At 72.9% G+C, this 24,319-nt stretch carries 23 protein-coding genes; 11 read left to right on the forward strand and 12 right to left on the reverse strand.

Annotation, left to right across the window (positions count from 1 at the left end):
* Positions 1 to 238: 238 nt before the first annotated feature.
* Both PED38_RS00650 and PED38_RS00655 read right to left on the reverse strand, forming a co-directional pair.
* Positions 239 to 493 carry an acyl-CoA carboxylase epsilon subunit gene (locus PED38_RS00650; RefSeq protein WP_063071693.1) on the reverse strand — a complete coding sequence of 85 codons (255 nt, stop codon included), beginning with the start codon at positions 491 to 493 and terminating at the stop codon, positions 239 to 241.
* Complete coding sequence (locus PED38_RS00655; protein WP_270979436.1) at positions 490 to 2,061, reverse strand: acyl-CoA carboxylase subunit beta; 1,572 nt, start codon at positions 2,059 to 2,061, stop codon at positions 490 to 492. The genes PED38_RS00650 and PED38_RS00655 overlap by 4 nt, the downstream gene beginning before the upstream one ends.
* Positions 2,062 to 2,212: 151 nt before the next feature.
* Here PED38_RS00655 and PED38_RS00660 point away from each other — a divergent pair, with 151 nt between their 5' ends.
* From PED38_RS00660 to PED38_RS00680, 5 genes are all read left to right on the forward strand, one after another.
* Positions 2,213 to 2,995, forward strand: coding sequence for a biotin--[acetyl-CoA-carboxylase] ligase (locus PED38_RS00660; RefSeq protein WP_270979117.1), 783 nt, complete (start codon positions 2,213 to 2,215; stop codon positions 2,993 to 2,995).
* 3 nt (positions 2,996 to 2,998) lie between these two features.
* The gene (locus PED38_RS00665) at positions 2,999 to 3,793 is read left to right on the forward strand and encodes a PH domain-containing protein (protein WP_270979119.1); all 795 of its coding nucleotides are present in this window, start codon (positions 2,999 to 3,001) and stop codon (positions 3,791 to 3,793) included.
* 159 nt (positions 3,794 to 3,952) lie between these two features.
* Positions 3,953 to 5,080 carry a 5-(carboxyamino)imidazole ribonucleotide synthase gene (locus PED38_RS00670; RefSeq protein WP_270979120.1) on the forward strand — a complete coding sequence of 376 codons (1,128 nt, stop codon included), beginning with the start codon at positions 3,953 to 3,955 and terminating at the stop codon, positions 5,078 to 5,080.
* A gap of 111 nt (positions 5,081 to 5,191) precedes the next feature.
* A complete protein-coding gene (gene purE / locus PED38_RS00675) occupies positions 5,192 to 5,716 on the forward strand; it encodes a 5-(carboxyamino)imidazole ribonucleotide mutase (RefSeq protein WP_063071697.1) in 525 nt (174 codons plus the stop codon).
* Positions 5,713 to 7,062 (forward strand): LCP family protein, encoded by a 1,350-nt coding sequence (locus PED38_RS00680; RefSeq protein ID WP_270979123.1) that lies wholly within the window; start codon positions 5,713 to 5,715, stop codon positions 7,060 to 7,062. The genes purE and PED38_RS00680 overlap by 4 nt, the downstream gene beginning before the upstream one ends.
* Positions 7,063 to 7,080: 18 nt before the next feature.
* Here PED38_RS00680 and PED38_RS00685 read toward each other — a convergent pair whose 3' ends face one another.
* The 5 genes from PED38_RS00685 to rfbB all read right to left on the reverse strand — a co-directional run bounded on the left by PED38_RS00685 (position 7,081) and on the right by rfbB (position 11,857).
* Positions 7,081 to 8,220, reverse strand: a complete 1,140-nt coding sequence (locus tag PED38_RS00685; RefSeq protein ID WP_081235007.1) for a glycosyltransferase family 4 protein — start codon at positions 8,218 to 8,220, stop codon at positions 7,081 to 7,083.
* A gap of 101 nt (positions 8,221 to 8,321) precedes the next feature.
* Positions 8,322 to 9,068: an ABC transporter ATP-binding protein gene (locus tag PED38_RS00690; RefSeq protein ID WP_063071699.1), complete on the reverse strand. Its 747-nt coding sequence runs from the start codon at positions 9,066 to 9,068 to the stop codon at positions 8,322 to 8,324.
* Positions 9,052 to 9,921: an ABC transporter permease gene (locus PED38_RS00695; RefSeq protein WP_081235009.1), complete on the reverse strand. Its 870-nt coding sequence runs from the start codon at positions 9,919 to 9,921 to the stop codon at positions 9,052 to 9,054. The genes PED38_RS00690 and PED38_RS00695 overlap by 17 nt, the downstream gene beginning before the upstream one ends.
* Positions 9,922 to 10,016: 95 nt before the next feature.
* Positions 10,017 to 10,871 (reverse strand): dTDP-4-dehydrorhamnose reductase, encoded by an 855-nt coding sequence (gene rfbD / locus PED38_RS00700; protein WP_270979125.1) that lies wholly within the window; start codon positions 10,869 to 10,871, stop codon positions 10,017 to 10,019.
* Positions 10,868 to 11,857, reverse strand: coding sequence for a dTDP-glucose 4,6-dehydratase (rfbB, locus tag PED38_RS00705; RefSeq protein ID WP_063071702.1), 990 nt, complete (start codon positions 11,855 to 11,857; stop codon positions 10,868 to 10,870). The genes rfbD and rfbB overlap by 4 nt, the downstream gene beginning before the upstream one ends.
* Before the next feature lie 179 nt (positions 11,858 to 12,036).
* Between rfbB and PED38_RS00710 the strand changes: the two genes are divergently transcribed.
* The 3 genes from PED38_RS00710 to rfbA are packed head-to-tail and all read left to right on the forward strand — an operon-like array spanning position 12,037 to position 13,987.
* Entirely contained in the window at positions 12,037 to 12,489 is a 453-nt protein-coding gene (locus PED38_RS00710) for a GtrA family protein (protein WP_063071703.1), read from the forward strand.
* Positions 12,490 to 12,514: 25 nt separating this feature from the next.
* Positions 12,515 to 13,120 carry a dTDP-4-dehydrorhamnose 3,5-epimerase family protein gene (locus PED38_RS00715; RefSeq protein WP_270979127.1) on the forward strand — a complete coding sequence of 202 codons (606 nt, stop codon included), beginning with the start codon at positions 12,515 to 12,517 and terminating at the stop codon, positions 13,118 to 13,120.
* A 3-nt stretch (positions 13,121 to 13,123) separates the two neighbouring features.
* On the forward strand, positions 13,124 to 13,987 hold the full coding sequence (gene rfbA, locus PED38_RS00720; RefSeq protein WP_270979128.1) for a glucose-1-phosphate thymidylyltransferase RfbA: 864 nt from the start codon (positions 13,124 to 13,126) through the stop codon (positions 13,985 to 13,987).
* A 30-nt stretch (positions 13,988 to 14,017) separates the two neighbouring features.
* On the opposite strand, the gene PED38_RS00725 is transcribed toward rfbA, so the two are convergent.
* The 3 genes from PED38_RS00725 to PED38_RS00735 are packed head-to-tail and all read right to left on the reverse strand — an operon-like array spanning position 14,018 to position 16,874.
* Positions 14,018 to 14,995: an SDR family oxidoreductase gene (locus PED38_RS00725; protein ID WP_270979129.1), complete on the reverse strand. Its 978-nt coding sequence runs from the start codon at positions 14,993 to 14,995 to the stop codon at positions 14,018 to 14,020.
* Positions 14,992 to 16,023, reverse strand: a complete 1,032-nt coding sequence (locus PED38_RS00730) for a glycosyltransferase (RefSeq protein ID WP_217491914.1) — start codon at positions 16,021 to 16,023, stop codon at positions 14,992 to 14,994. Before PED38_RS00730 ends, PED38_RS00725 begins: the two co-directional genes overlap by 4 nt.
* On the reverse strand, positions 16,020 to 16,874 hold the full coding sequence (locus PED38_RS00735) for a glycosyltransferase family 2 protein (protein WP_063071707.1): 855 nt from the start codon (positions 16,872 to 16,874) through the stop codon (positions 16,020 to 16,022). Before PED38_RS00735 ends, PED38_RS00730 begins: the two co-directional genes overlap by 4 nt.
* A 265-nt stretch (positions 16,875 to 17,139) precedes the next feature.
* Here PED38_RS00735 and PED38_RS00740 point away from each other — a divergent pair, with 265 nt between their 5' ends.
* On the forward strand, positions 17,140 to 19,338 hold the full coding sequence (locus tag PED38_RS00740) for a hypothetical protein (protein WP_270979130.1): 2,199 nt from the start codon (positions 17,140 to 17,142) through the stop codon (positions 19,336 to 19,338).
* Positions 19,335 to 20,309 (forward strand): glycosyltransferase, encoded by a 975-nt coding sequence (locus PED38_RS00745; RefSeq protein WP_254654524.1) that lies wholly within the window; start codon positions 19,335 to 19,337, stop codon positions 20,307 to 20,309. The genes PED38_RS00740 and PED38_RS00745 overlap by 4 nt, the downstream gene beginning before the upstream one ends.
* A 10-nt stretch (positions 20,310 to 20,319) precedes the next feature.
* Here PED38_RS00745 and PED38_RS00750 read toward each other — a convergent pair whose 3' ends face one another.
* A complete protein-coding gene (locus PED38_RS00750; RefSeq protein ID WP_063071711.1) occupies positions 20,320 to 21,342 on the reverse strand; it encodes a glycosyltransferase family 2 protein in 1,023 nt (340 codons plus the stop codon).
* A 73-nt stretch (positions 21,343 to 21,415) separates the two neighbouring features.
* Positions 21,416 to 23,239, reverse strand: coding sequence for a hypothetical protein (locus PED38_RS00755; protein WP_270979133.1), 1,824 nt, complete (start codon positions 23,237 to 23,239; stop codon positions 21,416 to 21,418).
* A 223-nt stretch (positions 23,240 to 23,462) separates the two neighbouring features.
* Here PED38_RS00755 and PED38_RS00760 point away from each other — a divergent pair, with 223 nt between their 5' ends.
* Complete coding sequence (locus PED38_RS00760; protein WP_270979134.1) at positions 23,463 to 24,311, forward strand: glycosyltransferase; 849 nt, start codon at positions 23,463 to 23,465, stop codon at positions 24,309 to 24,311.
* Positions 24,312 to 24,319 lie beyond the last annotated feature (8 nt).

Here is a 24,319-nt window from a genome sequence, read left to right on the forward strand (position 1 = left end):
CGCGGAGGCCGGTGATCCACCGGACGCCTCCGCGCCTCTCCGGTCATCCCGATGACCCGAGCACCAGGATGATCCGCCCCCGGGCGTCGTCCGCTCACCACAGTTGGACGACGCCCTGTTGCGCGACCCGGGATCCGGGCCCCCCAGCACGACGAGTCTCACGGAGCGGGAGGGACCGGCCAAGTCGTCATTTCCGAGGACACGCGCGCCCGCACGAGGTCCGGTCGGATCGGGCCGATCAGCCGGAGAAGCCGCGCCAGCGACCGGCCCCCGGCACCAGGGTGCCGCGGACCGTGCGCTGGGACCGCTGCCAGGCGTCGGGCGCCCGCCGGGCGGACTGCTCGACGGCGGGGCCGGCCGCGAGGGCGGCGAGCACCGCGGTCGCGGCCGCGAGCTCCTCCGCCGTGGGGGACCCGCCGAGCACCCGGAGGCCGCCGCCGACCGGCCGGGCCGCGGGGGATCCGGCACCGGAGGAGTCGCGCGCGTCGCTCACAGCGGGATGTTCCCGTGCTTCTTGGGCGGCAGGCTCGCGCGCTTGGTGCGCAGCGCGCGGAGCGCCTTGACGACCGACGCGCGCGTGGCGGCCGGCTGGATCACGTTGTCGAGCTCGCCGCGCTCGGCCGCGAGGAACGGGCTCGCGACGTTGTACGTGTACTCGTTCGCGAGGCGCGTGCGCACGGCGGCGACGTCCTCGCCCGCGGCCTCGGCGCGCTTGATCTCGCCGCGGTAGAGGATGTTGACGGCGCCCTGGCCGCCCATCACCGCGATCTCGGCCGTCGGCCACGCGAGATTGATGTCGGCGCCGAGCTGCTTGGAGCCCATGACGATGTAGGCGCCGCCGTAGGCCTTCCGCGTGATGACGGTGACGAGCGGCACGGTCGCCTCGGCGTACGCGTAGAGGAGCTTCGCGCCGCGGCGGATGACGCCCGTCCACTCCTGGTCGGTGCCGGGAAGGTAGCCGGGCACGTCGACGAGCGTGAGGATCGGGATGGAGAACGCGTCGCAGAAGCGCACGAACCGGCTGGCCTTCTCGCCCGCCTCGATGTTGAGCGTGCCCGCCATCGCGTTCGGCTGGTTCGCGACGATGCCGACCGAGCGTCCCTCGACGCGGGCGAAGCCGACGATGATGTTCGGCGCGAAGAGCGGCTGCGTCTCGAGGAACTCGCCGTCGTCGACGATGAGCTCGATGATCGTCCTCATGTCGTACGGCTGGTTCGGGCTGTCCGGGATGATCGTGTCGAGCTCGAGGTCGCGGGCCGTGATCTCGAGGTCGGCCGTGCGCGGGAACTCCGGCAGCTCGGCGAGGTTGTTGTCCGGCAGGAAGCCGAGGAGGGTGCGCGCGTAGTCGAGCGCGTCGTCCTCGTCGCTCGCGAGGTAGTGGGAGACGCCTGAGACGCGGTTGTGCGTGAGTGCGCCGCCGAGCTCCTCGAAGCCGACCTCCTCGCCCGTGACGGTCTTGATCACGTCGGGGCCGGTGACGAACATGTGGCTGGTCTTGTCGACCATGATCACGAAGTCGGTGAGCGCGGGGGAGTAGACGGCGCCGCCCGCCGCCGGGCCCATGATGAGCGAGATCTGCGGGATGACGCCCGACGCGCGGGTGTTCAGGCGGAAGATCTCGCCGTACTTGCCGAGCGCGACCACGCCCTCCTGGATGCGCGCGCCGCCCGAGTCGAGGATGCCGATGATGGGCACGCCCGTCTTGATGGCGAGCTCCATGACCTTGATGATCTTCTCGCCCGCGACCTCGCCGAGCGAGCCGCCGAAGATCGTGAAGTCCTGCGAGTAGACGGCGACCTGGCGCCCGTTGACGGTGCCCGTGCCCGTGACGACGGAGTCGCCGTACGGCCGCTTCGCGTCCATGCCGAACGCGTGCGTGCGGTGGCGCACGAACTCGTCGAGCTCCACGAACGACCCGTGGTCGAGCAGCTGGTCGATGCGCTCGCGGGCGGTCATCTTGCCGCGCGCGTGCTGCTTCTCGATGGCGGCCTCGCCGCTCGCGGTGACGGCCTCGTGGTAGCGCCTCTTCAGGTCGGCGAGCTTCCCGGCGGTCGTGTACATGTCCGGGGCGGCGGCGCCCTCGTCTGGCTCGTGTGCAGTCACCCGCCTCACTGTACCGGCGGGTCGGGGCGCGGCCCTTGTGGGGAGTGCACAGAAGGTCGCGCGCCGGGGGTGCGGTCTCCTCCTGCTCGGCGCTCGGTACGGTGACCGCATGGACCTCCCGCTCAGCCGCCTCGCCGCCCCGCGGCTCCTCGCCCTCGACACCGCGGGATCCACCAACGACGAGCTGACGCGGCGGGCCGCGGGCGATCCGTCGGCGTGGCCCGACGGGTCCGTCGTCGTCACGCTCGATCAGACCGCGGGCCGCGGACGCCGGGGGCGCGTCTGGGTCGCGCCGCCCGGCCGGACGCTGGCCGTGAGCGTCCTCTGCGCTCCCGCGCGCGCCGAGCTCGACCCGGGCTGGCTGCCGCTCATGGCCGGGCTCGCGCTCGTCGAGACGCTGCGCGCGGTCGTGCCGGCGCCCGCCGTGGTGACGCTCAAGTGGCCGAACGACGTGCACGTCGATGGGCGCAAGGTCTCCGGGATCCTCGGCGAGCTCGTGTCGCCCGGCCGCTACGCGCTCGGGACGGGACTCAACCTGACGCTCGAGGAGGACGAGCTGCCCACGCGCACCTCCACGTCCCTGCGGCTCTCGGGCGTCGCCGAGCCGGACGCGGACGCGATCCTCGCAGCGTTCCTCCGGGCCTTCGGCGCGCGCCGTGCGGCGTGGGAGCGGGCGGGCGGCGACGCGCGCGCCGCCGGCCTCGCGGAGGAGCTCGCGCGCACGTGCGCGACCATCGGCCGCGACGTGCGCGTCGAGCTGCCGGGCGGCGGCGAGCTCCTCGGCCGGGCGACGGGGGTGGACGACCACGGTCGGCTCACCGTCGAGTCGGCCCGGGATCCGGCCGTGACGTCTGTCGCCGCGGGGGACGTGACGCATCTGCGGTATCAATGAGGCATGGCGCACACGGGTGACACGCAGCGGTACGCACCCGGGGAGGGCGGTCGGGCGCTGCCCGTCCGCGGCGGACGCCGGGCCCGGCGCAAGGCCGAGAAGGCGGAGCGCGAGCGCCTGGCCGAGGAGGAGGCCGGTCGTCTGACGGGCGTCCACGACGTGGATCCGCGCGTCGGCCGTCCCGTCGCCCCGCCCGCCGCGCCGACCCAGCAGATCCCGACGGCGGAGCCCGAGCGCGTGCTCGTGCGGCTGCGGCCGCACGGCCGGGCGCTGACGCTCCCCGTGCTGCTGCTCATCGCCATCTGCCTCACGGCCGGCTACTTCGGCGCGTGGTTCCCGGAGCCGTGGGAGAACGTGCTGCTGCTCGTGTCGCTCGCGGGCGTCGCGGTGTTCGTGACGCTGCTGCCCGTGCTCGTGTGGCTCAACCGCCGGTACACGGTGACGACCCGGCGCCTGATCATCTCCCACGGCTTCTTCGTGCGCACCCGCCAGGAGCTCCTGCACTCGCGCGGATACGACGTGACCCTCCGCCGCGGACCGCTCCAGCACCTGCACCGCAGCGGGAACGTCACCGTCAACGCGGGCCTCGAGTCGCCCGTCGTGCTGCGCGACGTCCCGTCCGCGCACCTGGTGGTGCAGGCGCTGCAGGACCTCATGGAGGAGAACGCGAACATGGTGGCGGAGCGCCGTCGCCAGGAGGAGTCGCGACGCGGCCGACCCGGGGATCCGATGTGGCGGCAGCAGGACGACGGCCGGGCGCCGTGGGGCGACGACACCGCGCCCTGGGAGCGCGGCTGAGGCGACGCCGCCGCACGATCGCGGAGGCGCGTGCGCGCTGCGGGCCCGACCGCGATGCGGGAGGATGTGCGGTGGCGCGACGGCCGGGGACGCCGGTCGTCCGCGCCCGTCGCCGTGCCGCATCCGCGCGCCGCACCCACCCACCTGGAGGAGGACACCATGACGCCCACCGTCGGAGTCGTCGGAGGCGGGCAGCTCGCCCGCATGATGATCGCGCCCGCCGTGGAGCTCGGCATCGGGATCCGCGTGCTCGCCGAGGCCGAGGGCATGTCCGCCGGCCTCGCCGCCACCGCCGTCGGCGACCACCGCGACCTCGACGCGGTCCGCGCCTTCGCGCGCGAGGTGGACGTGATCACCTTCGACCACGAGCACGTCCCGCAGCACGTGCTGCGCGCGCTCGTCGCCGAGGGCGTGGCGGTGCACCCGGGGCCGGACGCCCTCCTCGTCGCGCAGGACAAGCTGCTGATGCGCGAGCGGCTCGAGCAGCTCGGCGTGCCCGTCCCCGTCTGGGCGCGGGTCGCCGACCGGGACGCGCTCGCCGCGTTCCTCGCGGACAACGGCGGCGTCGCGGTCGTGAAGACGCCGCGCGGCGGCTACGACGGCAAGGGCGTGCGGGTCGTGCGCTCGGCCGACGACGCCGACGACTGGTTCCAGGCCCTCGACGCCGGCGACGCGCTGCTCGCGGAGGAGCTCGTGGACTACGCGCGCGAGCTCGCCCAGTCCGTCGCGCGTCGCCCGTCCGGCGACATCGTGGCGTGGCCGGTGGTCGAGTCCATCCAGCGCGACGGCGTCTGCGCGGAGGTCATCGCGCCCGCCCACGGCGCGACGCCCCGCCTCCGCGAGGCCGCCGAGGAGATGGCGCGCGGCATCGCCGAGGGCCTGGGCGTCACGGGCGTGCTCGCGGTCGAGCTGTTCGAGACGGTCGACGGCCGCCTCCTCGTCAACGAGCTCGCGATGCGGCCGCACAACACGGGCCACTGGTCGATGGACGGCGCCGTCACGGGCCAGTTCGAGCAGCACCTGCGCGCCGTGCTCGACCTGCCGCTCGGGTCACCCCGGCCGCTCGCGCCGTGGTCGGTCATGATCAACGTGCTCGGCGGGCCGGAGACGGGCACCATCGCCGACCGCTACCCGCAGGCGCTCGCCGACCAGCCGGAGGCGCGGTTCCACTTCTACGGCAAGGAGCCGCGCCCGGGCCGCAAGGTCGGGCACGTCACGGTGGTGGGTGACGACCTCGACGAGGTCGCGTACCGGGCGCGGGCGGCGGCGGCCTTCTTCCGCGGCTGACGGGGACGGGCGGGGGCGTCCGCCGCGAGCGCACGGGGCGTCCGTCCGCGGGGGATCCGCGACGCGCGCGGCTGCGTGGCGCGACGGGGCGCCCAGCATCGCGCGCCTAGCATGGAGCCCGTGAATCCCGACACCTCGCCCCTCGTCGGCCTCGTCATGGGCTCCGACTCCGACTGGAACGTGATGGAGAAGGCGTCCGACGCCCTCCACGCGCTCGGCATCGCCCACGAGGTCCAGGTGCTCTCGGCCCACCGCACGCCCGAGCGGATGATCGCCTACGGCCAGGCCGCGCGCGAGCGCGGCATCCGCGTCATCGTCGCGGGCGCGGGCGGCGCGGCCCACCTGCCCGGCATGCTCGCCTCCGTCACGACCCTGCCCGTCATCGGCGTGCCCGTGCCGCTGAAGACGCTCGACGGCATGGACTCGCTGCTCTCCATCGTGCAGATGCCCGCCGGCGTGCCCGTGGCCACCGTGTCCATCGGCGGCGCGGAGAACGCGGGGCTCCTCGCCGCCCGCATCCTCTCCACCACGGACGCGCGCATCGCCGACGCCCTCGAGCGGCACCGCACGGAGCTGGCGGGGCTCGTGGAGCAGAAGGACGCCGCGCTGCAGCAGAAGGTCCAGCGGCGCACGTGAGCCTCACCCAGCCCATCCGGCACCCGGACACCGCGTCGCCGCGCATCATGACCACGCGGGCCTGGTGGCTCGTCGTGCTGAACGTGCTCATCCCGGGATCCGCCCAGGTGCTCGCGGGGAACCGCCGGCTCGGCCGCGTCGGGCTCGCCTCGACGCTCGTCGTCTGGGTGGTCGGCGTCGTCGCCGCGGGCCTCGCGCTCTTCGCCCGCGGTGCCCTGATCCAGCTGGTGTCCGAGGAGTGGGTGCTCCTCGCGCTGCAGGTGCTGCTCGCGGCCTACGCCGTGCTCTGGGTGGTGCTCGCGCTCGACACCCTGCGGCTCGCGCGCATCATCCGCGTCTCACCGCGGGCCCGGCCGGTCATCGCGGCCCTCTCCGTGCTGCTGATGGTGGGCACCGCCGGGTCCGCCGGGTACGCCGCCTACGTGGTGGGCGTCGGCCGCGGCGCCCTCGGCGGCATCTTCGGCGACTACGCCGGCGAGCCTCCCGTCGACGGCCGGTACAACATCATGCTGCTCGGCGGCGACGCGGGCAGCGACCGGGCGGGCCTCCGCCCCGACAGCATCACCGTGGTCAGCATCGACGCCGCCACGGGCCGGGCCACCATGGTCGGCCTCCCGCGCGACATGGAGGACGTGCCGTTCTCCGACGGGTCGCCGCTCACGGCGCGCTACCCGAAGGGGTACACGCACTGCGACGTCGACGCCTGCATGCTCAACTCCATCTACACGGAGGTCGAGGTCTACAAGCAGGACCTCTACCCGGACGCGAAGGCGAAGGGCAGCCTGCCGGGCATCGAGGCCATGCGCGAGGCCGTGCAGGGCGTGACCGGGCTCACGATCCAGTACTACGTGCTCATCGACATGCAGGGCTTCTCCGACATGGTCGACGCGCTCGGCGGCATCGACGTCGACGTGAAGCGCCGCATCGGCATGGGCTCCGGCCACGACGACAAGTTCCGTCCGGTGCCCATCCCCGAGTGGATCGAGCCCGGCCAGCAGAAGCTCGACGGCTACCACGCCCTCTGGTACGCGCGCTCCCGCTATCAGGCCAGCGACTACGACCGCATGACGCGCCAGCGCGAGGTGCAGCAGGCCGTCGTGCGGCAGTTCGACCCGGCCAACGTGCTCACCAAGTTCGACGCCATCGCGCAGGCCGGCACGCAGGTCGTGAAGACCGACATCCCGCGCGGCACGCTCGGCTCCTTCACTCAGCTCGCGCTGAAGACGAAGGACCAGCCGATCGACGACCTCGAGATCGTGCCGCCGCGCTTCAACTCGCAGAAGCCGGACTTCCCGGCGATCCGCCAGGCCATCCAGCAGCAGTTCGCGCAGGGCTCCGCCAGCTGATGCGTGCGGCCGGACCCGCTACAGGTCGGCGTGCAGCTGCCACACCTTCTCGGCCGCGTCGCGCCAGCTGAACGCGCGCGCCCGGTCCTGGCCCACGACCGCGAGCCGCTCGCGCGCGGCCGTGTCGGAGAGGAGGCCACCGATGGCCTCGGCGAGGCGCAGGGGGTAGCCGTCGACGTCCTCCCGGGGCACGACGACGCCCGCGTCCGCCGCGACCTCGAGGAGCGCGGGCGCGTCCGAGTGCACGACGGGCGTGCCGAACGACAGCGCCTCGATCACGGGCAGCCCGAAGCCCTCGGAGAGGCTCGGGTGGACGAAGACCGTGGCACGGTCGAGGACGACCGCGAGGTCGCCGTCGGACAGGGAGCCGAGGCTGCGCACGCGCGACGGGTCGACGCCCGCCTCGTCCGCGACCTGGGCGAGCTCGACGTCGCCCCACGTCGCGGGGCCGACGACGAGGAGCGGCAGGTCGCCGGTCTCGGGGCGGACGAGCGCCTGCACGAGCGCCTGGACCCCCTTGCGCGGCTCGAGGCTGCCCACCGTGAGGAGGTAGTCGGCCGGCAGGTCGAGCTCCGCCGCACGCGCGTCCGGGTCCTCGGGCAGCGCGATGCGGGGGCTGACGGCGCCGCCGATCACGCGCACGCGGTCGCCCAGGTCGACGAACCGCGCCAGCTCCTCGGCCAGCGCGTGCGAGGGCACGACCACGGCGTCCGCGTGCTTGCGGGCGCGCTTCGCCATGGCCTTCGTCCACGAGACGGACGCGCTCGTCATGCTCTCGGGGTGGGTCCACGCGTTGACGTCGTGGATGGTCGCGACGATCTGGTCGTTCGTGTTCACGCGGTCGTGGCGGCGCAGCGGCGCCAGCAGGCTCGGCGCGTGCACCATGCCGGAGGTGCCGGGCGTGGGCAGGCCGAGCTGCCAGGCGCGCGACAGCTCGCGGCGGGGGAGCGGCACGCGCGTGATCCGGGCGAGGCCGGGCAGGCGCTGCTCGAGGTCGGCGGTCTGCTCGGGGGTGACGGCGGAGACGACGCCCTCGACCTCGCACCCGCTCGGGGTGGCGGCGATGACGGCGCTCGTCAGGTCCTCGGCGTAGCGGCCCATGCCGCCGGGGATGGGCCCGGTCAGCTGGTCGATGATCACGCGCAGCGTGGTGGTCACGATCCTCCATGTCGCGCGGGTGTCGGGCGGGCCCGCGGGAGGACCATCGTACCGGCGCGGGCGGCCGCAACCGGGGAGGAGCGCGCAGGGGCGCGGCGGGCTCAGCCCTCGCGCATCCGCTCGACGGCCTCCTTGGACGGGCCGTCGAACTCGACCCTGCCCGACCGGATGAGGATGCCGCGCTCGCACAGGTCCGAGACCATGTCGAGGTCGTGGCTCACGACCACGAGCGTCTTGCCCTGGTCGTGCAGCTCGCGGATCTTCGCGAGGCACTTGCGCTGGAACGGCTCGTCGCCGACGGAGAGGATCTCGTCCACCAGGAGGATGTCGACCTCGGTGTGGATGGCGACCGAGAAGGCCAGGCGCAGGAACATGCCCGAGGAGTAGTGCTTGACCTCGGTGTCGATGAACTTCTCGATCTCGCTGAACTCCACGATCTGGTCGAAGCGCGCGTCGATCTCGTGCTGCTCCATGCCGAGGATCGCGGCGTTGAGGTAGATGTTCTCGCGGCCGGAGAGGTCGGGGTGGAAGCCCGCGCCCACCTCGATGAGGCCGGCGATGCGGCCGCGGGCGAGCACCTCGCCGCTGTCGGGCTGGTACACGCCGGAGATGAGCTTCAGGAGCGTGGACTTGCCGGATCCGTTGAAGCCCATGAGCGCCACGGACTCGCCGGGCCGCACGGAGAAGCTGACGTCGTCCAGCGCGTCGAAGGTGGAGGCGAGGGGCTTGCGGCGGACGGCCGCGATGACGGTCTCCTTGATGGAGTGGGTGTGGCGGAGGAGGAACGACTTCCGCACGTGCTCGACGATGATGCGCGGGAGCGCGTCCGACTCAGAGGTCCTGGGCAAAGCGCCCCTCCAGCTTCTTGAAGACGAGCTGCCCGAGCAGGAGGCTCAGGAGCGAGACGCCGAGGGCGATGAACCCGTACATCCAGAGGTTCGGCGGCAGCTCGCCCGTGCCGCCCGTGGTCGGGTACCAGAAGGCGGCGTGGAAGAGCTCGACCGCGGCGGTGACGGGGTTCAGCTGGTAGATGACGAGCATCCAGTCCGGCAGCACCTTCGCGACCTGCGCGTACGGGTAGAGCACGGGGGAGGCCCACACGACGACCATCACGATGAGCTCGACGAAGTTCTGCGAGTCGCGGAACGACACGTTGGCGGCGCCGAACAGCATGCCGAGGCCGATGGCGAGCGTGCCGATGATGGCGATCGCGAGGAGGATGCCGAGCACCTGCACGGGCGTCGGCGCCCAGCCCACGAAGAGGCACACGACGAGCAGGATGACGAGCTGCGGCAGGAAGTTGACCAGCGCCACGAAGGTGCTGGACACCGGGAAGAGCTCGCGCGGCAGGTAGATCTTCTTGATCAGCGCGCCGTTGTCCACGAGCGACTTCGTGGAGTTGGAGAACGCCTCCGTGTAGAAGTTGATGAGGATGATGCCCGAGAACAGGTAGACGGGGTAGTTCACCTGGTTGCGGTTGAGCTGCAGGAAGATCCCCATCGCCACGAAGAACACCGCGAACTGCGCGGCCGGCTTCACGTACGACCAGAGCCAGCCGAGCACCGAGCCGCGGTAGCGGACCTGCACCTCCTTGCGCACGAGCAGGGAGAGGAGGTACCGCCTCCGGTACACGTCGAGGAGCCCCGCGCCCGTCCCGGGCCTCGAGAACTCCCGGGACTGGGAACTCGTCATGCTCGACACTTCGGTTGTGCCCTTCGGACTGCGTGGGGCTCGCACGGGGTGCGGAGCGGGTTCGGCTGCGGCGTCCGGGATCGGACCGGACACGAGTGTAGCCGTCAGCCCGCTCGGAGCACGCCGTGGGCGGCGGCGTCGGACAGGGCCTCCCGCCAGTCGCGGAGCGGTGCGAGGCCGATGCGCGCCCACGCGTCGTGCCCGAGCACCGAGTACGCGGGGCGCGGGGCGGGGCGCACGAAGGACGCGCTGTCGGTGGGGAGCACGCGCGCGGGATCGAGGCCCGCCGCCGCGAACACGGCCTGCGCGAGCCCGTGCCAGGTCGTCTCGCCGGACGCGGTCCCGTGGAACACGCCGGCCGGGACCCCCGCGTCGACGAGCTCGACGATGCGGGCCGCCAGGTCGACCGTCCAGGTGGGCTGGCCGCGCTGGTCGTCGACGACCGACACCGTGTCGTGCGATGCGGCGAGACGCAGCATCGTGGACGGGAAGGACGGACCGCCCGCGCCGTACAGCCACGCGGTGCGCACGACGCTCGCGCCCTCCGGGTGGCCGGCGAGCACGAGGCGCTCGCCCTCGGCCTTGGTGCGGCCGTAGGCGGAGACCGGTGCGTGCGGGGTGTCCTCCGGGTAGGGGGTGGTGGCGGATCCGTCGAAGACGTAGTCGGTGGAGACGTGGACGATGCGGGCGCCGGCCTCCGCGGCGGCGCGGGCGACGATCCCGGCGCCGGTCGCGTTGATCGCCCGCGCGTCCTCCTCGTGCTCCTCGGCGGCGTCGACCGCGGTGTACGCGGCGAGGTTCACGACGACATCGTGCCCGGCGACGGCCGCCCGGACGGCCGCCTCGTCGGTGATGTCGAGGTCGGCGCGCGCGGGTGCCGTCACCTCGTGCGCGGCGAGCGCGGGCAGGAGGTCCTGCCCGAGCATCCCGCGCCCGCCGGTGACGAGGACGCGGCTCACGCGGGCAGCTCCGCGCGCTGCTTCAGCGGCTCCCACCAGGAGCGGTTGTCGCGGTACCACTGCACGACGTCGGCGAGGCCCTGCTCGAACGGCACCTGCGGCGCGTAGCCGAGCTCGCGCTGGATCTTGGAGATGTCGACGGAGTAGCGCAGGTCGTGGCCCTTGCGGTCCTCGACGCGGTCGACGTACGACCAGTCGCGGCCGGTGGCGTCGAGCAGGAGCTGCGTGAGCTCGCGGTTGGTGAGCTCGGTGCCCCCGCCGATGTTGTAGATCTCGCCGGGCGCGCCCTGCACGAGCACGAGCGCGATGCCGCGGCAGTGGTCGTCCACGTGCAGCCAGTCGCGGATGTTGAGGCCCTCGCCGTAGAGCGGCACGTGCACGTCGTCGATGAGGTTCGTGACGAACAGCGGGATGACCTTCTCGGGGAAGTGGTACGGCCCGTAGTTGTTCGAGCAGCGCGTGATGGACACGTTCAGCCCGTGCGTGCGGTGGTACGAGCGGGCGAGCAGGTCGCTGCCGGCCTTCGACGCCGAGTAGGGGGAGTTGGGCTCGAGCGGACGCTCCTCGTCCCACGAGCCCTCCGCGATGGATCCGTACACCTCGTCGGTGGAGACGTGCACGAAGCGCGTGAGGTCGTGCCGGAGCGCGGCGTCGAGGAGCTTCTGCGTGCCGAGGACGTTGGTCTCCACGAAGATGCTCGCGTCGCGCACCGAGCGGTCGACGTGGCTCTCGGCGGCGAAGTGCACGACCGCGTCGACCTGCGGGATCCACTCGTCGAGCACCGCGTCGTCGCGGATGTCTCCGTGCACGAACGTGTAGCGCGGCGAGTCGCTGACGGGGGCCAGGTTCTCGAGGTTGCCGGAGTAGGTGAGGGCGTCGAGCACGACGACGTCGGCTCCCTCCAGCCCGGCGTAGTCGTCGGAGAGCGCGTGGCGCACGAAGTTGGAGCCGATGAATCCGGCGCCGCCGGTCACGAGGATCCTCATGGGGGATACGTCCTTCGGTAGAGGCGCCGGGCGGGCATCCGGCGTCGGGGAGCGGCCGCGGAGATCGAGGGCGGACCGCCCCGAGTGTACCCGCGGGTGCTCGCGGGGCCACGTCCCCGTGCGGGGGAGGCGGCGCGTCGTGCGGCCGATGCTCGGCGGGCGGACGGGAGGATGCGTGCATGGCCGCCTCCCGCATCCGCGCGCTCCTCCGCGACGAGCGCGTCGCGTTCCTCCTCGTCGGCGGCTTCAACACCGCGTTCGCCTTCCTCCTGTTCGCGGGGCTCGCGGCGACCGCCGGCCGTGCCCTCGACGACGCCGGCCACCCCGTCCTCGGATCCCTCGTGCCGCTCGGCGGCAGCTACGCCGTGGCCGTTCTCGTGGCCTTCGTGCTGTACCGGCACCTGGTGTTCCGCGTGCGCGGACACGTGCTGCGGGACCTCGCGCGCTTCGTCTCCGTGTACGCGGTGTCCATCACGCTGAACGCGGTGTCGCTGCCGCTGCTCGTTGCGGCCGGCGTGCCGCGCCTGGTCGCGCAGGCGCTCATCGTGGTGGCGATCACGCTCATCAGCTACGCCGGGCACCGCTGGTTCTCCTTCCGCCGTCCGCGGGGCGAGGGCGGCCCCGGCCGCTGACCGCCCCGTTGCTAGACTCGGAGGCGTGCAGATCCGAGAGCTCGCCGTGCCCGACGGCTACGAGATCACCCCCGTCCAGCGCACCGACGACCGGGGTGTGTTCCTCGAGTGGTACCGGTTCGACGAGCTCGAGCGGGCGGTCGGCCACCCCCTCGATCTCCGCCAGGCCAACATGAGCGTCTCCAAGCGGGGCGTCGTGCGCGGCATCCACTTCGCCGACGTGCCCCGCGGGCAGGCCAAGTACGTGAAGGCCGTCTCGGGCGCCGTGCTCGACTTCATCGTGGACATCCGCGTCGGATCCCCGACGTTCGGGCAGTGGGACAGCGTCCGGCTCGACACGGAGACCCACAAGGCCGTCTACCTCTCGGAGGGCCTCGGGCACTGCTTCGTCGCCCTCACCGACGACGCCGCCGTCACCTACCTCGTGAGCGACGTCTACACCCCCTCGGCCGAGCACGGGATCGACCCGCTCGACCCCGAGATCGGCCTCGTCTTCCCCGAGGAGGCCGGCGAGCCGCTGCTCTCCCCGAAGGACACCGACGCCCCCACGCTCGCCGAGGCGGCGGCAGCCGGACTCCTCCCCACCTGGTCGGACATGCGCGCCTTCCACGACTCGCAGAAGGTGAGCTGACCCATGAAGGGCATCATCCTCGCCGGCGGCTCCGGCAGCCGGCTCTGGCCGATCACGAAGGGCATCAGCAAGCAGCTGATGCCCATCTACGACAAGCCGATGATCTACTACCCCCTGTCGACGCTGATGATGGCCGACATCCGCGAGGTGCTCATCATCACGACGCCCGAGTACAACGAGCAGTTCCGGGCCCTGCTCGGCGACGGATCGCACCTCGGCATGCGCATCGAGTACGCCGTGCAGCCCTCGCCCGACGGCCTCGCGCAGGCGTTCGTCATCGGCGAGGAGTTCATCGGCGACGACTCCGTGGCGCTCGTCCTCGGCGACAACATCTTCCACGGGGCCGGCCTCGGCACGAGCCTGCGGAAGAACACCGAGATCGACGGCGCGCTGATCTTCGCTTACCACGTGGCGGATCCCACGGCGTACGGGGTCGTCGAGTTCGACGACGACTTCACGGCCCTCTCCATCGAGGAGAAGCCGACGGCCCCCAAGAGCGCGTACGCCGTGCCCGGCCTCTACTTCTTCGACAACGACGTGGTCGAGATCGCCAAGGGCATCCAGCCGAGCGAGCGCGGCGAGCTCGAGATCACGGCCGTCAACGACCACTACCTCCAGGCCGGCCGCCTCCGCGTGCAGGTGCTGGACCGCGGGACCGCCTGGCTCGACACCGGCACGTTCGAGAGCATGATGCAGGCCTCGGAGTACGTGAAGGTCATCGAGGACCGCCAGGGCTTCAAGATCGGCTGCATCGAGGAGATCGCGTACCGCGCCGGCTGGATCGACCGGGACGCCCTCGAGGAGCTCGCGCGGCCGCTCATCAAGAGCGGGTACGGGCGCTACCTCGTCACCCTGCTCGAGGCGTAGCCGCACGCCGGCCGGGCGCGCCGTCCCGCGTCAGCGCGGGGTGAGCTCGCCGGACTGCATGCCCGAGATGAGCGCCTGCGCCGTGATGTTGATCCCGGCGGGCAGCGGCATCGTGTCGCGCTCGTCGAGGTCCGGCCAGACCACGCTCTGGAGGCGCAGGTCCACGGCCTGGTAGCCCGCGAGAGGCGACAGCCCGAGCATCACGTGCGGGCGCGCCTTGCCGAGCGCCGTGAAGTGGCCGAGGAGCGCGCTGATGGTGACGGGCTGCCCGGACGCCATGATCTTCACGACGTGCGTGTCCGCGGGCAGCGACAGCAGGCGCGCGGTGGCGTCGCGGACGAGCCCCGCGCAGTCGTCGGCGTAGAGGTAGTCGCGCACCGTCTCGAGCGGCACGTAGATGGACGCGGGCGTGGGGGAGAGGTTCGCGCGCGCGAGCTGCGTGATGAGCCCCTGCGGCTTGCCGACGGCCTGGCGCGGACCGTAGAGGTTCGCGATGCGGCCGACGAGCGTGCGGACCCCGGCACGCTCGCCGAACGCGCGCACGAGGCCCTCGGCCCGGAGCTTCGCCTCGCCGTAGGGCGCGAGCGGGCGCGGCTCGGAGGCCTCCGTGAAGGGCGGGCGCGCGGCGCCCGCGTAGACGCCGCCCGCGGACGACGAGTAGAACAGTGCGCCGCCCGGGGCGGGCGCGGCCGAGGTGGCGACGGCGATCTCGTCGAGCACCGCGTGGAGCTGCGCGAGCTCGTGCTCCAGCTGCGCGCGCGTGCTGCCCGTGACGGCCGCGCCGGCGCACCACATCACGGCCCAGCGCCCGGCGGCGCGCCCCGCCTCGAGGAGCCGTGCGGCGCCGACGCGCGCCGCGCGGCGCATGACGGCCTCGTCCGCGGTCGCCCAGGGGAGCGGATCCGCGGCGACGGGCGCCCAGCGGGGGTCCGCCGTCAGCGCGTCGACCAGCGACGCGCCGAGGAGGCCCCGCGCGCCGATGATCCAGACCGGGACGGGCGCGGTCACACGTGTCCGCGCGCCGGCCGGCCGTGCGGCCCGTCCAGCGGGTCGCGCACGATGAGGTACGCGGGACGGCCCTGCGCCATGCCCACGGCGACGCCGACGTACTCCGCGATGATCCCGAGCGAGAACAGGATGATGCCGCTCGACGCGAGGATCGTGACGATCGTCGACGCCCAGCCCGCCGGGACCGAGTAGTCGGTGAGGCGGCTGACGACGATGACGATGACGAAGATCAGCGCCACCACCAGGAACAGCGCCCCGAGCACGCTCACGGCGCGGAGGCCCCGGGTGCCGCTGGAGAGCACCATGCGCCAGAAGTGCGAGAACAGGCGGCGCGGCGAGTAGCCGGACTGGCGCTCGCCCTCGTCCCGCAGCGTGATGGGGCAGGTGGAGACGCGGTTCGCGACCCAGCCGAGCGCGATGTCGAGGTACACGCCCGAGCCCGCGTAGGCCGCGACGCTGCGGCCGACCGAGCCGAGCATCAGACGGTAGCTCTGGAACTGCTCCGCGTCCTGGTCGGACGACATGGCGTTGAGGACGACCTTCGCGCCGCGGGAGGCGACGTTGCGCAGGAGGCCGTGCGACGGCGTGTTCGTGGGCTTCGCGTAGACGACCGAGGCGAGCTCGCGCATGGCGACGTCGAGCATGTCGGGGATGAAGCCCGGGTCGTGCTGCCCGTCCTCGTCGAGGGTGACGATCCAGTCGCCCCCGGAGGAGGCCATGCCCGCGAGGGTCGCGGCGTGCTGCCCGAAGTTGCGGCTCAGCCAGATGGGCCGCACGAAGGGGTGCAGGCGCTTGAGGTCGCGGATGACGCGGGGGGACCCGTCGCGCCCGTTGTCGAAGACGAGCAGCACCTCGGTGACCGCGTAGCTGTGGCCCTCGCGGGTGATCTGCGGCACCGTGAACGGCTGGATCTCCGCGAGCAGCGCCTCGAGCGTCAGCTCGCCCTGGTACACGGGGATGACGACCGAGATGGAGTGGTCGGGCGGCAACGCGGCCCGGGCGGCATCCGCGGGCGGGGCGGCGCTCACGCGGCGTCCCGGGCCGACCGCGACATGCGCCGGCCGAGGTAGACGTACACGAGGCGGCGGGACAGCGCCTTCGCGCGGGCCATCAGGTCGCCGAGCCGGACGTCGGCGCGGGACACGACGTGCGGGTGCTCCTCGAGCACCCAGTGGTGGAAGCCCGCGGCCGCGCTTGCCTGCTCGCCCGCGAGGCGCACGCTCCACTGGGAGTCGGAGATGCGGAAGCCGGCGAGGGCCTTCGGGCCCACCGACGCGAAGTCGCCGCGCAGCAGGACCTTGGCGTACGTGGTCTCGTCGATGAGATAGGGCCAGCGGGAGTCCCACCAGCCCACGGCCTCGAGGTCCGCCCGGCGCATGAGCACGCAGCCGGGCTCGCCGAAGATGTTGGTGCCCGAGCGGATCGTGCGCCGGACGGCCTGGGCGCCGGACATCGCGAGGCGCGCTCCGGCGACGCCGTGGTCGCGCACGATCGGCCGGCTGTCCGCGTCCACGATGTCGCGCGGGGAGGCCACGAGCACGACCGACGGGGAGGCGTCGAGCTCCGCCACCTGGCGCTCGAGGATGGTGGGGTAGAGCAGGTCGTCGCCGCAGACGAGCTTGACGAGCTCGCCGCGCGCCTCCTGGCTCACGCGGTTCCAGTTGCGGAGGGCCCCGCCGCCCGCCTCGGTGCGCAGGAGGCGCACACGCGGGTCGTCGGCGTAGCGCTGCATCACGTCCCAGGTCCCGTCGGTGGAGGAGTGGTCCGCGATCACGACCTCGAAGTCGTCGTACGTCTGCGCCAGCACGGAGTCGACCGTCTCCTGGAGGTAGTCGGCGTTGTTGTAGGCGGGGATGACGATCGAGACGCGTGGGGCCACGGGGCTCTCCTTCGGCGATGCAGGAGGGGACGCGCTCGGGTCGCTGCCCACCGAGCACGTCGACGTGCGACGGGGACCGTGGGCGACCGCGGAGCGCGTGCGGACGGGGGCCATCCTCTCACGGCGCCCGCGCGCGATCGGGGAGGCGGTCGCCCGCAGCGGGTCCGTCCTCACGAGCCGCCGGGGAGCCAGGCATTAGGGTGAGTCGCGCCCTACCAGCCCCGCCGGTCCCGGGCCGCACACGACGAACGGACACCTCCTCAACATGCGCAGCAAGCTCCTGTGGCCGACGGCCGCCGTCGCCGCCACGGTGGCGGGCGCGATCATCCCGATGCTCTTCTTCCGCCGGTACTACTTCGTGAACGACACGGAGGCGGGGGCGTTCGGGCAGTGGTGGGAGATCGGCGACCGGCTCATGTCGGGGAACTGGTCGCTGCTCAACCCGACCGTCTGGCAGTCCGGCAACTACCAGGCCGAGGGCGCCTGGGGCATCTACAGCCCGTTCATCTGGCTGATCGGCCTCGGCTCGCACGTGCTGTTCGACGCCGCCCTGTACTCCACCATCGTGAAGCTCGCGTGCCTGGCGATCGGATCGGCCGGCTTCTTCGTCCTCGCCCGCAGCTACGGCATCCCCCGCGCCTGGTCCGCGGTCGTCGCCACGGCCGCGCCCCTGGCCGGCTTCACCCTCTTCTACGACGCACCGTCCTGGGTGAACGGCCTCATGGCCTGGTGCTGGTGGCCCCTCGCGGTGGGCCTCACCCGGCGGAGCGTCCTCCTCAACCGCACGCCGTACGGCGGGATCGCGGCCTCCCTGCTGCTCATCGGCATCGGGTACGTCTCCACGACCCTCATGCTCGCGGCGGCCCTCGCGGCCATCCTCTTCGAGGCCGTGCTGCGACGCGACCGGGGCGCGATCTGGCGGGCGCTCGCCGCGTCGACGGTCGCCGGCCTCTTCACGATCGTCGTCCACCTCCCCGGCCTGCTCACCGCGTCGGTGTCCGGCCGCAACGAGGGCGTGGTGAACACGGGCTTCCTCGGCGTCGACCTCAGCGACCTCGCCATCTCGGCCATCCCGACGGGCGGGCCGTTCATGGAGACGTACGGGAGCCAGTTCCCCGGCTCCCCGCTCACCTACATCTCCTGGCTCCTCCCGCTGGTGGTGCTCATCCGGCCCCGCGAGCTCGGCCGCCTCCTGCGCTCCCGTCCGAGCCTCGTCGTGATCGCCGTGGTGGCCCTCGTCGCCGTGAGCGCGCCGTCCCAGATCGGCCCGCTGCGCTTCCCCGTCCGGGTCCTCCCGTTCGTGGCCGGCTCCGTCCTGCTGATCCTGGCGCTCGGCCTGTCCCGCGCACGACGCACCGTCGTCACGCGGCGGCACCTCGCGGTGGCCCTGCTCATCGTCGTCGCGACCGGCGCGCTCATGGGCCTGCAGGCGCCCCGCGAGTGGCGCGCCATCGTCGTCGGCATGCTCGTGTCGGCCGTCCTCGTCGGGGTGGCGATGGGAGTCGCGGGAGCGGACCTCGGCCGGGTGTCCGCCCTGCCGCTCCTCCGGCGCGTCGTGCGCACCCGCGACGCCGGCGGGGTGACCCGCGGGCTCGCGATGATGGCCGTCGCGGGGACCCTCGTCGCGCTCGTCCCGCAGCACGCCTTCTCGCCGGCCTCGCCGCTCACCAGCTACTGGCTGCCCTCCGACGTCGTCGAGTACTCGACCCAGCTGCCCGACTCGCGTGGCGACGTCCTCGTGGTCGGCTGGTCGGACGACGACTTCTACGACGAGTCGCTGGCCGGCAACTCCTGGTACATCACCGGCAAGCCGGTGCAGAACGCCTACTCGTCCGTCTACTACCCAGGCTACTCCAAGGCCGTCTGCATGCAGTACAACGGCTTCACCTGCGGCCAGCTCTACGAGAAGCTCTTCCAGCCGGTGCAGCGCTCGGAGACGGGGACCGACCTCGTCGACCTGCTGGGCGTCAGCACGGTGCAGATCGTCAAGATCCAGCGCGGCCTCGACTCCTCGCGCGCCGTGCCGTCCGCGGACTGGACGGTCGTCCCCGAGGGGTGGCACGTCGTCCAGGACACCCCGCACACGCGCACGATCGTGCGCGACCAGCCCGTCGCCGGCGCCGGCGGCATCGCGTGGACCTCCGCGGGCACGTCGGCCACCGTCCTCCACCAGGATCCGATGGGCACCACCTTCCGGATCGACTCCGTGCCGGCGGACGGCGGGCGCGTCGCCCTGTCCCTCATCCCCTGGCCGGGCTACCAGGTCGACGGCGGCACGCTCTCCGCGGATCCCGTCGACGACATGCTCCTCGGCGTGGACGTGACGGCGGCGGACGAGGGCCGCACCGTCACGGTCTCCTTCTGGAGCCCCGGGTGGCAGGTCCAGCTGGGCTCGGGGATCCTCATGCTCGTCCTCATCGTCGTCTGGGCGCTCCTGCGCCGGCGGGCGCGGAAGCGCGCGTGAGCGGGGGAGCGGGCGTGGACGCGGGGGCGCGCGTCGTCGCGGTCGTCGTGGCCTGGAACCGGCGCGACCTCGTGGTCGAGACCCTGGCGGCGCTCGCCGCGCAGACCGCGCGGCTGCACGAGGTGGTCGTCATCGACAACGCCTCGACGGACGGCTCGGCCGACGTCATCCGCGAGCGCTTCCCGGACGTGGCCCTCACGACGCTGCCGACGAACACCGGCGGGGCGGGCGGCTTCACGGCCGGCATCGAGCGCGCGCTCACGGCGCACGACGCCGAGCTCGTCTGGCTGATGGACGACGACACCGTGCCGGATCCCACCGCGCTCGAGGAGCTGCTCCGCGCCCGCGCCGCCGCCCCGCGCGGCACCGTCGTGCTCGCGTCCGCGGTGCGCTGGACGGACGGGCGCCCGCATCCCATGAACACGCCGCGCACGAGGCCGTCGGCGAGCCGCCGGAGCATCGCGCGTGCCGCCGAGCACGGCTGCACGCCCGTCCGCACGGCGTCGTTCGTGTCGATGATGATCGAGGCCGACGCCATCCGCGCGCACGGGCTGCCGATGGCCGACTACTTCCTCTGGAACGACGACTTCGAGTACTCGTCCCGGCTGCTCCGTCGGGGGCGCGGGTACCTGGTGCACGGCAGCACGGTCGAGCACCGCACGCGCACGTTCGGGTCGACCGACGTGGATCCCGGTGCCCGGTTCGTGTTCGAGGTCCGCAACAAGATCTGGATGCTGCTGCGCTCCCGAGCGCTGTCGCCCGCCGAGCGGGTCCTCTACGCCGGGGCCGCCCTCGTCAGCTGGACCCGCACGATCGCCCGCTCCGGCGACCGCGGGCTGCTCCTGCGCGGCCTGGTCGACGGCGTCCGCCAGGGGCTCGCCCGCCCTCCTCGACCCGCGCACGAGGTGCTCGACGGCCTCGGCGAGATCACCGCCGGCATCCGACGCCTCGAGGGATCCGCCGGCCGCTGACGCCGCCCGTTCAGTCGCGGCGGTAGGGCACCTCGGAGGAGGCCGTCCGCACCGTGCCGTCGGCGGGATCGGCGGGGCGGCCGACGTGCGACGCGACGAGGTAGAGCGGCCGGTTCTGCACCTCGGCGTACACCCGCCCGAGGTAGCTCCCCAGCACGCTGAGCATGATGATCTGCACGCCGCCCACGAAGAGGATGGCGATCACGGTGAACGTCCACCCGGGGACGACGCTCGACGGGTCGATGGCCCGGCTCACCAGGACGTACACGACGGCCAGCGCGCTGAGCGCCGACACGACGAGGCCCACGAGCTGGATGAGCTTCAGCGGGAACGTCGAGAAGCCGAGGATCCCGTCGGCGGCGAACTTGATCATCTTCCGCAGCGGGTAGCCGGTGACGCCCGCGTGGCGCTCGTCGCGGTCGAACTGCACGCTCGTCTGCCGGAAGCCGACGTAGGACACCATGCCGCGGAGGAAGCGGTTCCGCTCCGGGAAACGCTTGACGGCGTCGATGACCTTCCGGTCGATGAGCCGGAAGTCCCCGGTGTCGCGGGGGATGTCGATCTCGGCGACGAGCGCGAGCGTGCGGTAGAACGCGCCCGCGGTGGCCTTCTTGAAGAGCGAGTCCTTGCGCGTGCGCCGCTGCGCGTAGACGACGTTGTAGCCCTCCTGCCAGCGGCGGATGAGCTCGACGGCGACGCGCGGGGGATCCTGCAGGTCGGTGTCCATAATGACCGCCGCGTCGCCCGAGGCGTGATCGAGGCCGGCGGTGACCGCGATCTGGTGCCCGAAGTTGCGGGAGAAGTCGATGACCTGCACGCGGTCGTCCGCGGCGGCCAGCGCGTGGAGGCGCTCGAGGGACCCGTCGGCCGACCCGTCGTTCACGTAGATGAACTCGAAGCGCATGCCGAGCTGCGCCGCGTCCAGCTCCTCGTGGAGCGTCCGCGTGAACACGTCGATGCTCCCCTCCTCGTTGAAGGTGGGGAGGATGAAGCTCACGAGCGGCGCGGGCGTCTGGTGCTGGTCTGCTGTCACGTGCGGGAGTCCCTCGTCGGAAGCGTGTCGTGGTGGGCGGCAGGGCGTCGCAGGGCGTCGCCGGGTGCGCGGCTCAGCCTATGTCGATGCGGTAGAGCACGGCCGCCGCGCCGGTCGACGGGTCGTAGACCTCCCGTGCCACCTCCACGAGCCCGGGGACCTCCGCGGGGTCCACCCCGTCCGTGCACTCCGAGAGGGCGAGGTACCACCGGATGCCCGCGGCCTCGGTGGCCTGCGGGTCGACGCGACCGGCGGTCAGCGCCTCCCGCGCGGCGTCCACCGCGCCCTTGTCCTGGGGCCAGGCCATCCCGAGGTTGTAGTGCGCGACGGATCGGCCGGAGTCGATCTTCACGATCTGGGGATCGAGGCACGGGCCGGCCACGACGGCTCCCTCCGTGACGTCGGCGGTCACGTCCCGGATGGCCCGGTCCGCGGGCTCCTGGAACGTGATCTGCCCGGTGCCGCGCCCGGCGATGAAGAAGCGCGCCCAGTCCACGGCGCTCGCGGCGCCGACGGCCACGATCACGACGGCGGCCGCCGCGACGACGGCGCGGGTACGACGCGGGGCGGGGCGGTCGGCGCCGTCCTCCGGGACAGGGCGGAGCGTCCGCACCGCGACGTCGAGCAGCACGGGGACGATGGTCACGGCGATGAGCAGGAACGAGTCGATCCAGAGCCGGTAGGGCTCCTGGTTCGCGCGCCACAGGTCGTTGGTCGAGGTCATGGCCCAGGCGAGCATCGCGCCGGACGCGTAGGCGATCCAGATGGTGCGCCGGGCGCGGATGCCCGCGACGAGGATCACGATGAGCGGCAGGAGGAGCGCGGCGCCCGCCAGGGGACCGAGCGGCAGGGCCACCCCCAGGTCCTTGCTCGACGCGACCCGGTAGGAGAGGAACGGGTCTCCCGCCGCCGACGCGAGCACGGTCGTCACGATCTGCGGCATCGTCGCGAGGAGCGCTGCGCCCATGGGCACGAGCGCGAGTCCCCGGGTGCGTCCGATGGTCGCGAGGAGCCCCGGGACGGTGGGGACCAGGCCGACGACGAAGGCGGGGAGGGGCCCGACGGTCCCCGCGACGACGACCGCGAGGGCGAGGGAGACCGGCACGAGCACCGCGGACAGCACGAGGAGGCGCCGTCGAGGGCGCTCGAGCACGGCGTACGCGGCGACCACGTAGAAGGAGAGGAAGACGGTCGCGAGGAACGCGTAGACGTGCACGTTGAGCAGGCCGCCGACCACGACGCCCACCAGCACGAGCGTGACGAAGCGCGAGCGGCGGGACGACCCGCGGAGCGTGGGCACCAGGGCGGCGAGGAACGCGATGCCGGCGACGGAGAGCGCGGCGGCCTCGCCGTTCAGCGTGAACAGCACCCCGAACGGCCCCCAGAGGACGGCGTGCGAGCTCATCTGCCAGAACCACGCGCCCGGGCCCGAGGTCCAGGCGAACGTCCCGAGCATGAGCGGCGCGAAGCCGAGGACGCCGGTCCACGCGCGGCCCGAGACCCGGATGCAGGCGATGGCGATGGCCGCCACGAGGCCCGCCTGGATGAGGGTGCCGACGACGTTCCAGGCCGTGACCGGCCCGATCCCCGTGAGGTGGCCGACGGCGCCGAGCACGAGGTAGTAGAGGTGCGGGTACGTGTTGCGGCCGGACTCGGTGAACGGCTCGACCGAGGCGAAGTCCCCGCGCGCGAAGTTGACCACCATCGACAGGTAGGAGAGCTGGTCGTACACGAAGTAGTCGCGGAACGACGTCAGCACGCTGGGTGCGCGGTGCACGAGCATCCCGACCTGGGTCACGAGGAAGAGGAGGACGGCGGCCGCGACGGACAGCGCGGACGTCAGGCGCCGGGGCGTGTCCTGCCGCGTGCTCCGGGTGGGGGATTCGAGTGAGGGCACGGGGGTCGATGCTACCAGCCGGGTAGGCGACGGCCCGGGGGCGGACGGGCGCGGACGGGCCGGGACGGCCGGCCGGAGCGGTGGGCTCCTCCCCGGCTCCCCGCGCGCCACGATGGCTGCGGCCCGCCCCCGGGTAGACTCGGCGGCTCGACGCCCGAGCCCGTCTCGGCTGCGTCCGGCCACCGTCACACGCGACGCTGCGCACGCAGCAGGAGGGACGCGCATGCCCGCCGAGCCCTTCTCCCTCCTCCTCCCCGTGTACCGGGGCGACCGCCCCGAGTTCCTCCGCCGGGCGTTCCGCAGCAGCGTCGACGACCAGACGCTCCGACCGGACGAGGTCGTCGTCGTCCGCGACGGCCCGGTGTCCGCGGAGCTCGCCCACGCCATGGCGGAGCTCGCGGACGCGTCGCCCGTCCCGGTGGTCACGGTCGGGCTCGAGCGCAACATGGGCCTCGCCCACGCGCTGGAGCGCGGCCTCGACGCGTGCGCGCACGACGTCGTCGCGCGCATGGACGCCGACGACATCAGCCTCCCCGAGCGCTTCGCCCGCCAGCTCGCGCTCATCTCGGGCGGCCTCGACCTCGTGGGCACCGGCATGTACGAGTTCGCGGACGAGGTCGGGACCATCGGCGGCCGCCGCACCCCGCCCGTCGGCGCCGACGCCATCTCCCGGTACGCCCGCTTCCACGACCCGTTCAACCACCCCACCGTGGTCTACCGCCGCGCGGCCGTGCGGCGCGCCGGCGGGTACCTCCCGCTCGGCCTCATGGAGGACTACTACCTCTTCGCCCGCATGATCCAGTCGGGCGCCCGGGTGGACAACCTCCCCGACCCGCTCGTGATGTACCGCGTGAGCGCGGGCGCCTACGCCCGGCGCGGCGGTGTCGCCCAGCTGCGCGCGGAGCTGCGGCTCCAGCGCGAGTTCCGCCGCCGCCGGTTCACGTCGCCCGCGCAGGCGGCGCGCAACGTGCTCGTCCGCGGCAGCTACCGCCTCATCCCCGAGGCCGTGCGCCGGGGCCTGTACCGCCGCCTGATCACGCGCGACCGGACGGTCCCCCAGGCCCGCGCCTGATCCCCCGT

This window comes from Clavibacter sp. CT19 (assembly GCF_027858075.1).
Taxonomy (GTDB): Bacteria; Actinomycetota; Actinomycetes; order Actinomycetales; family Microbacteriaceae; genus Clavibacter; species Clavibacter tessellarius_A.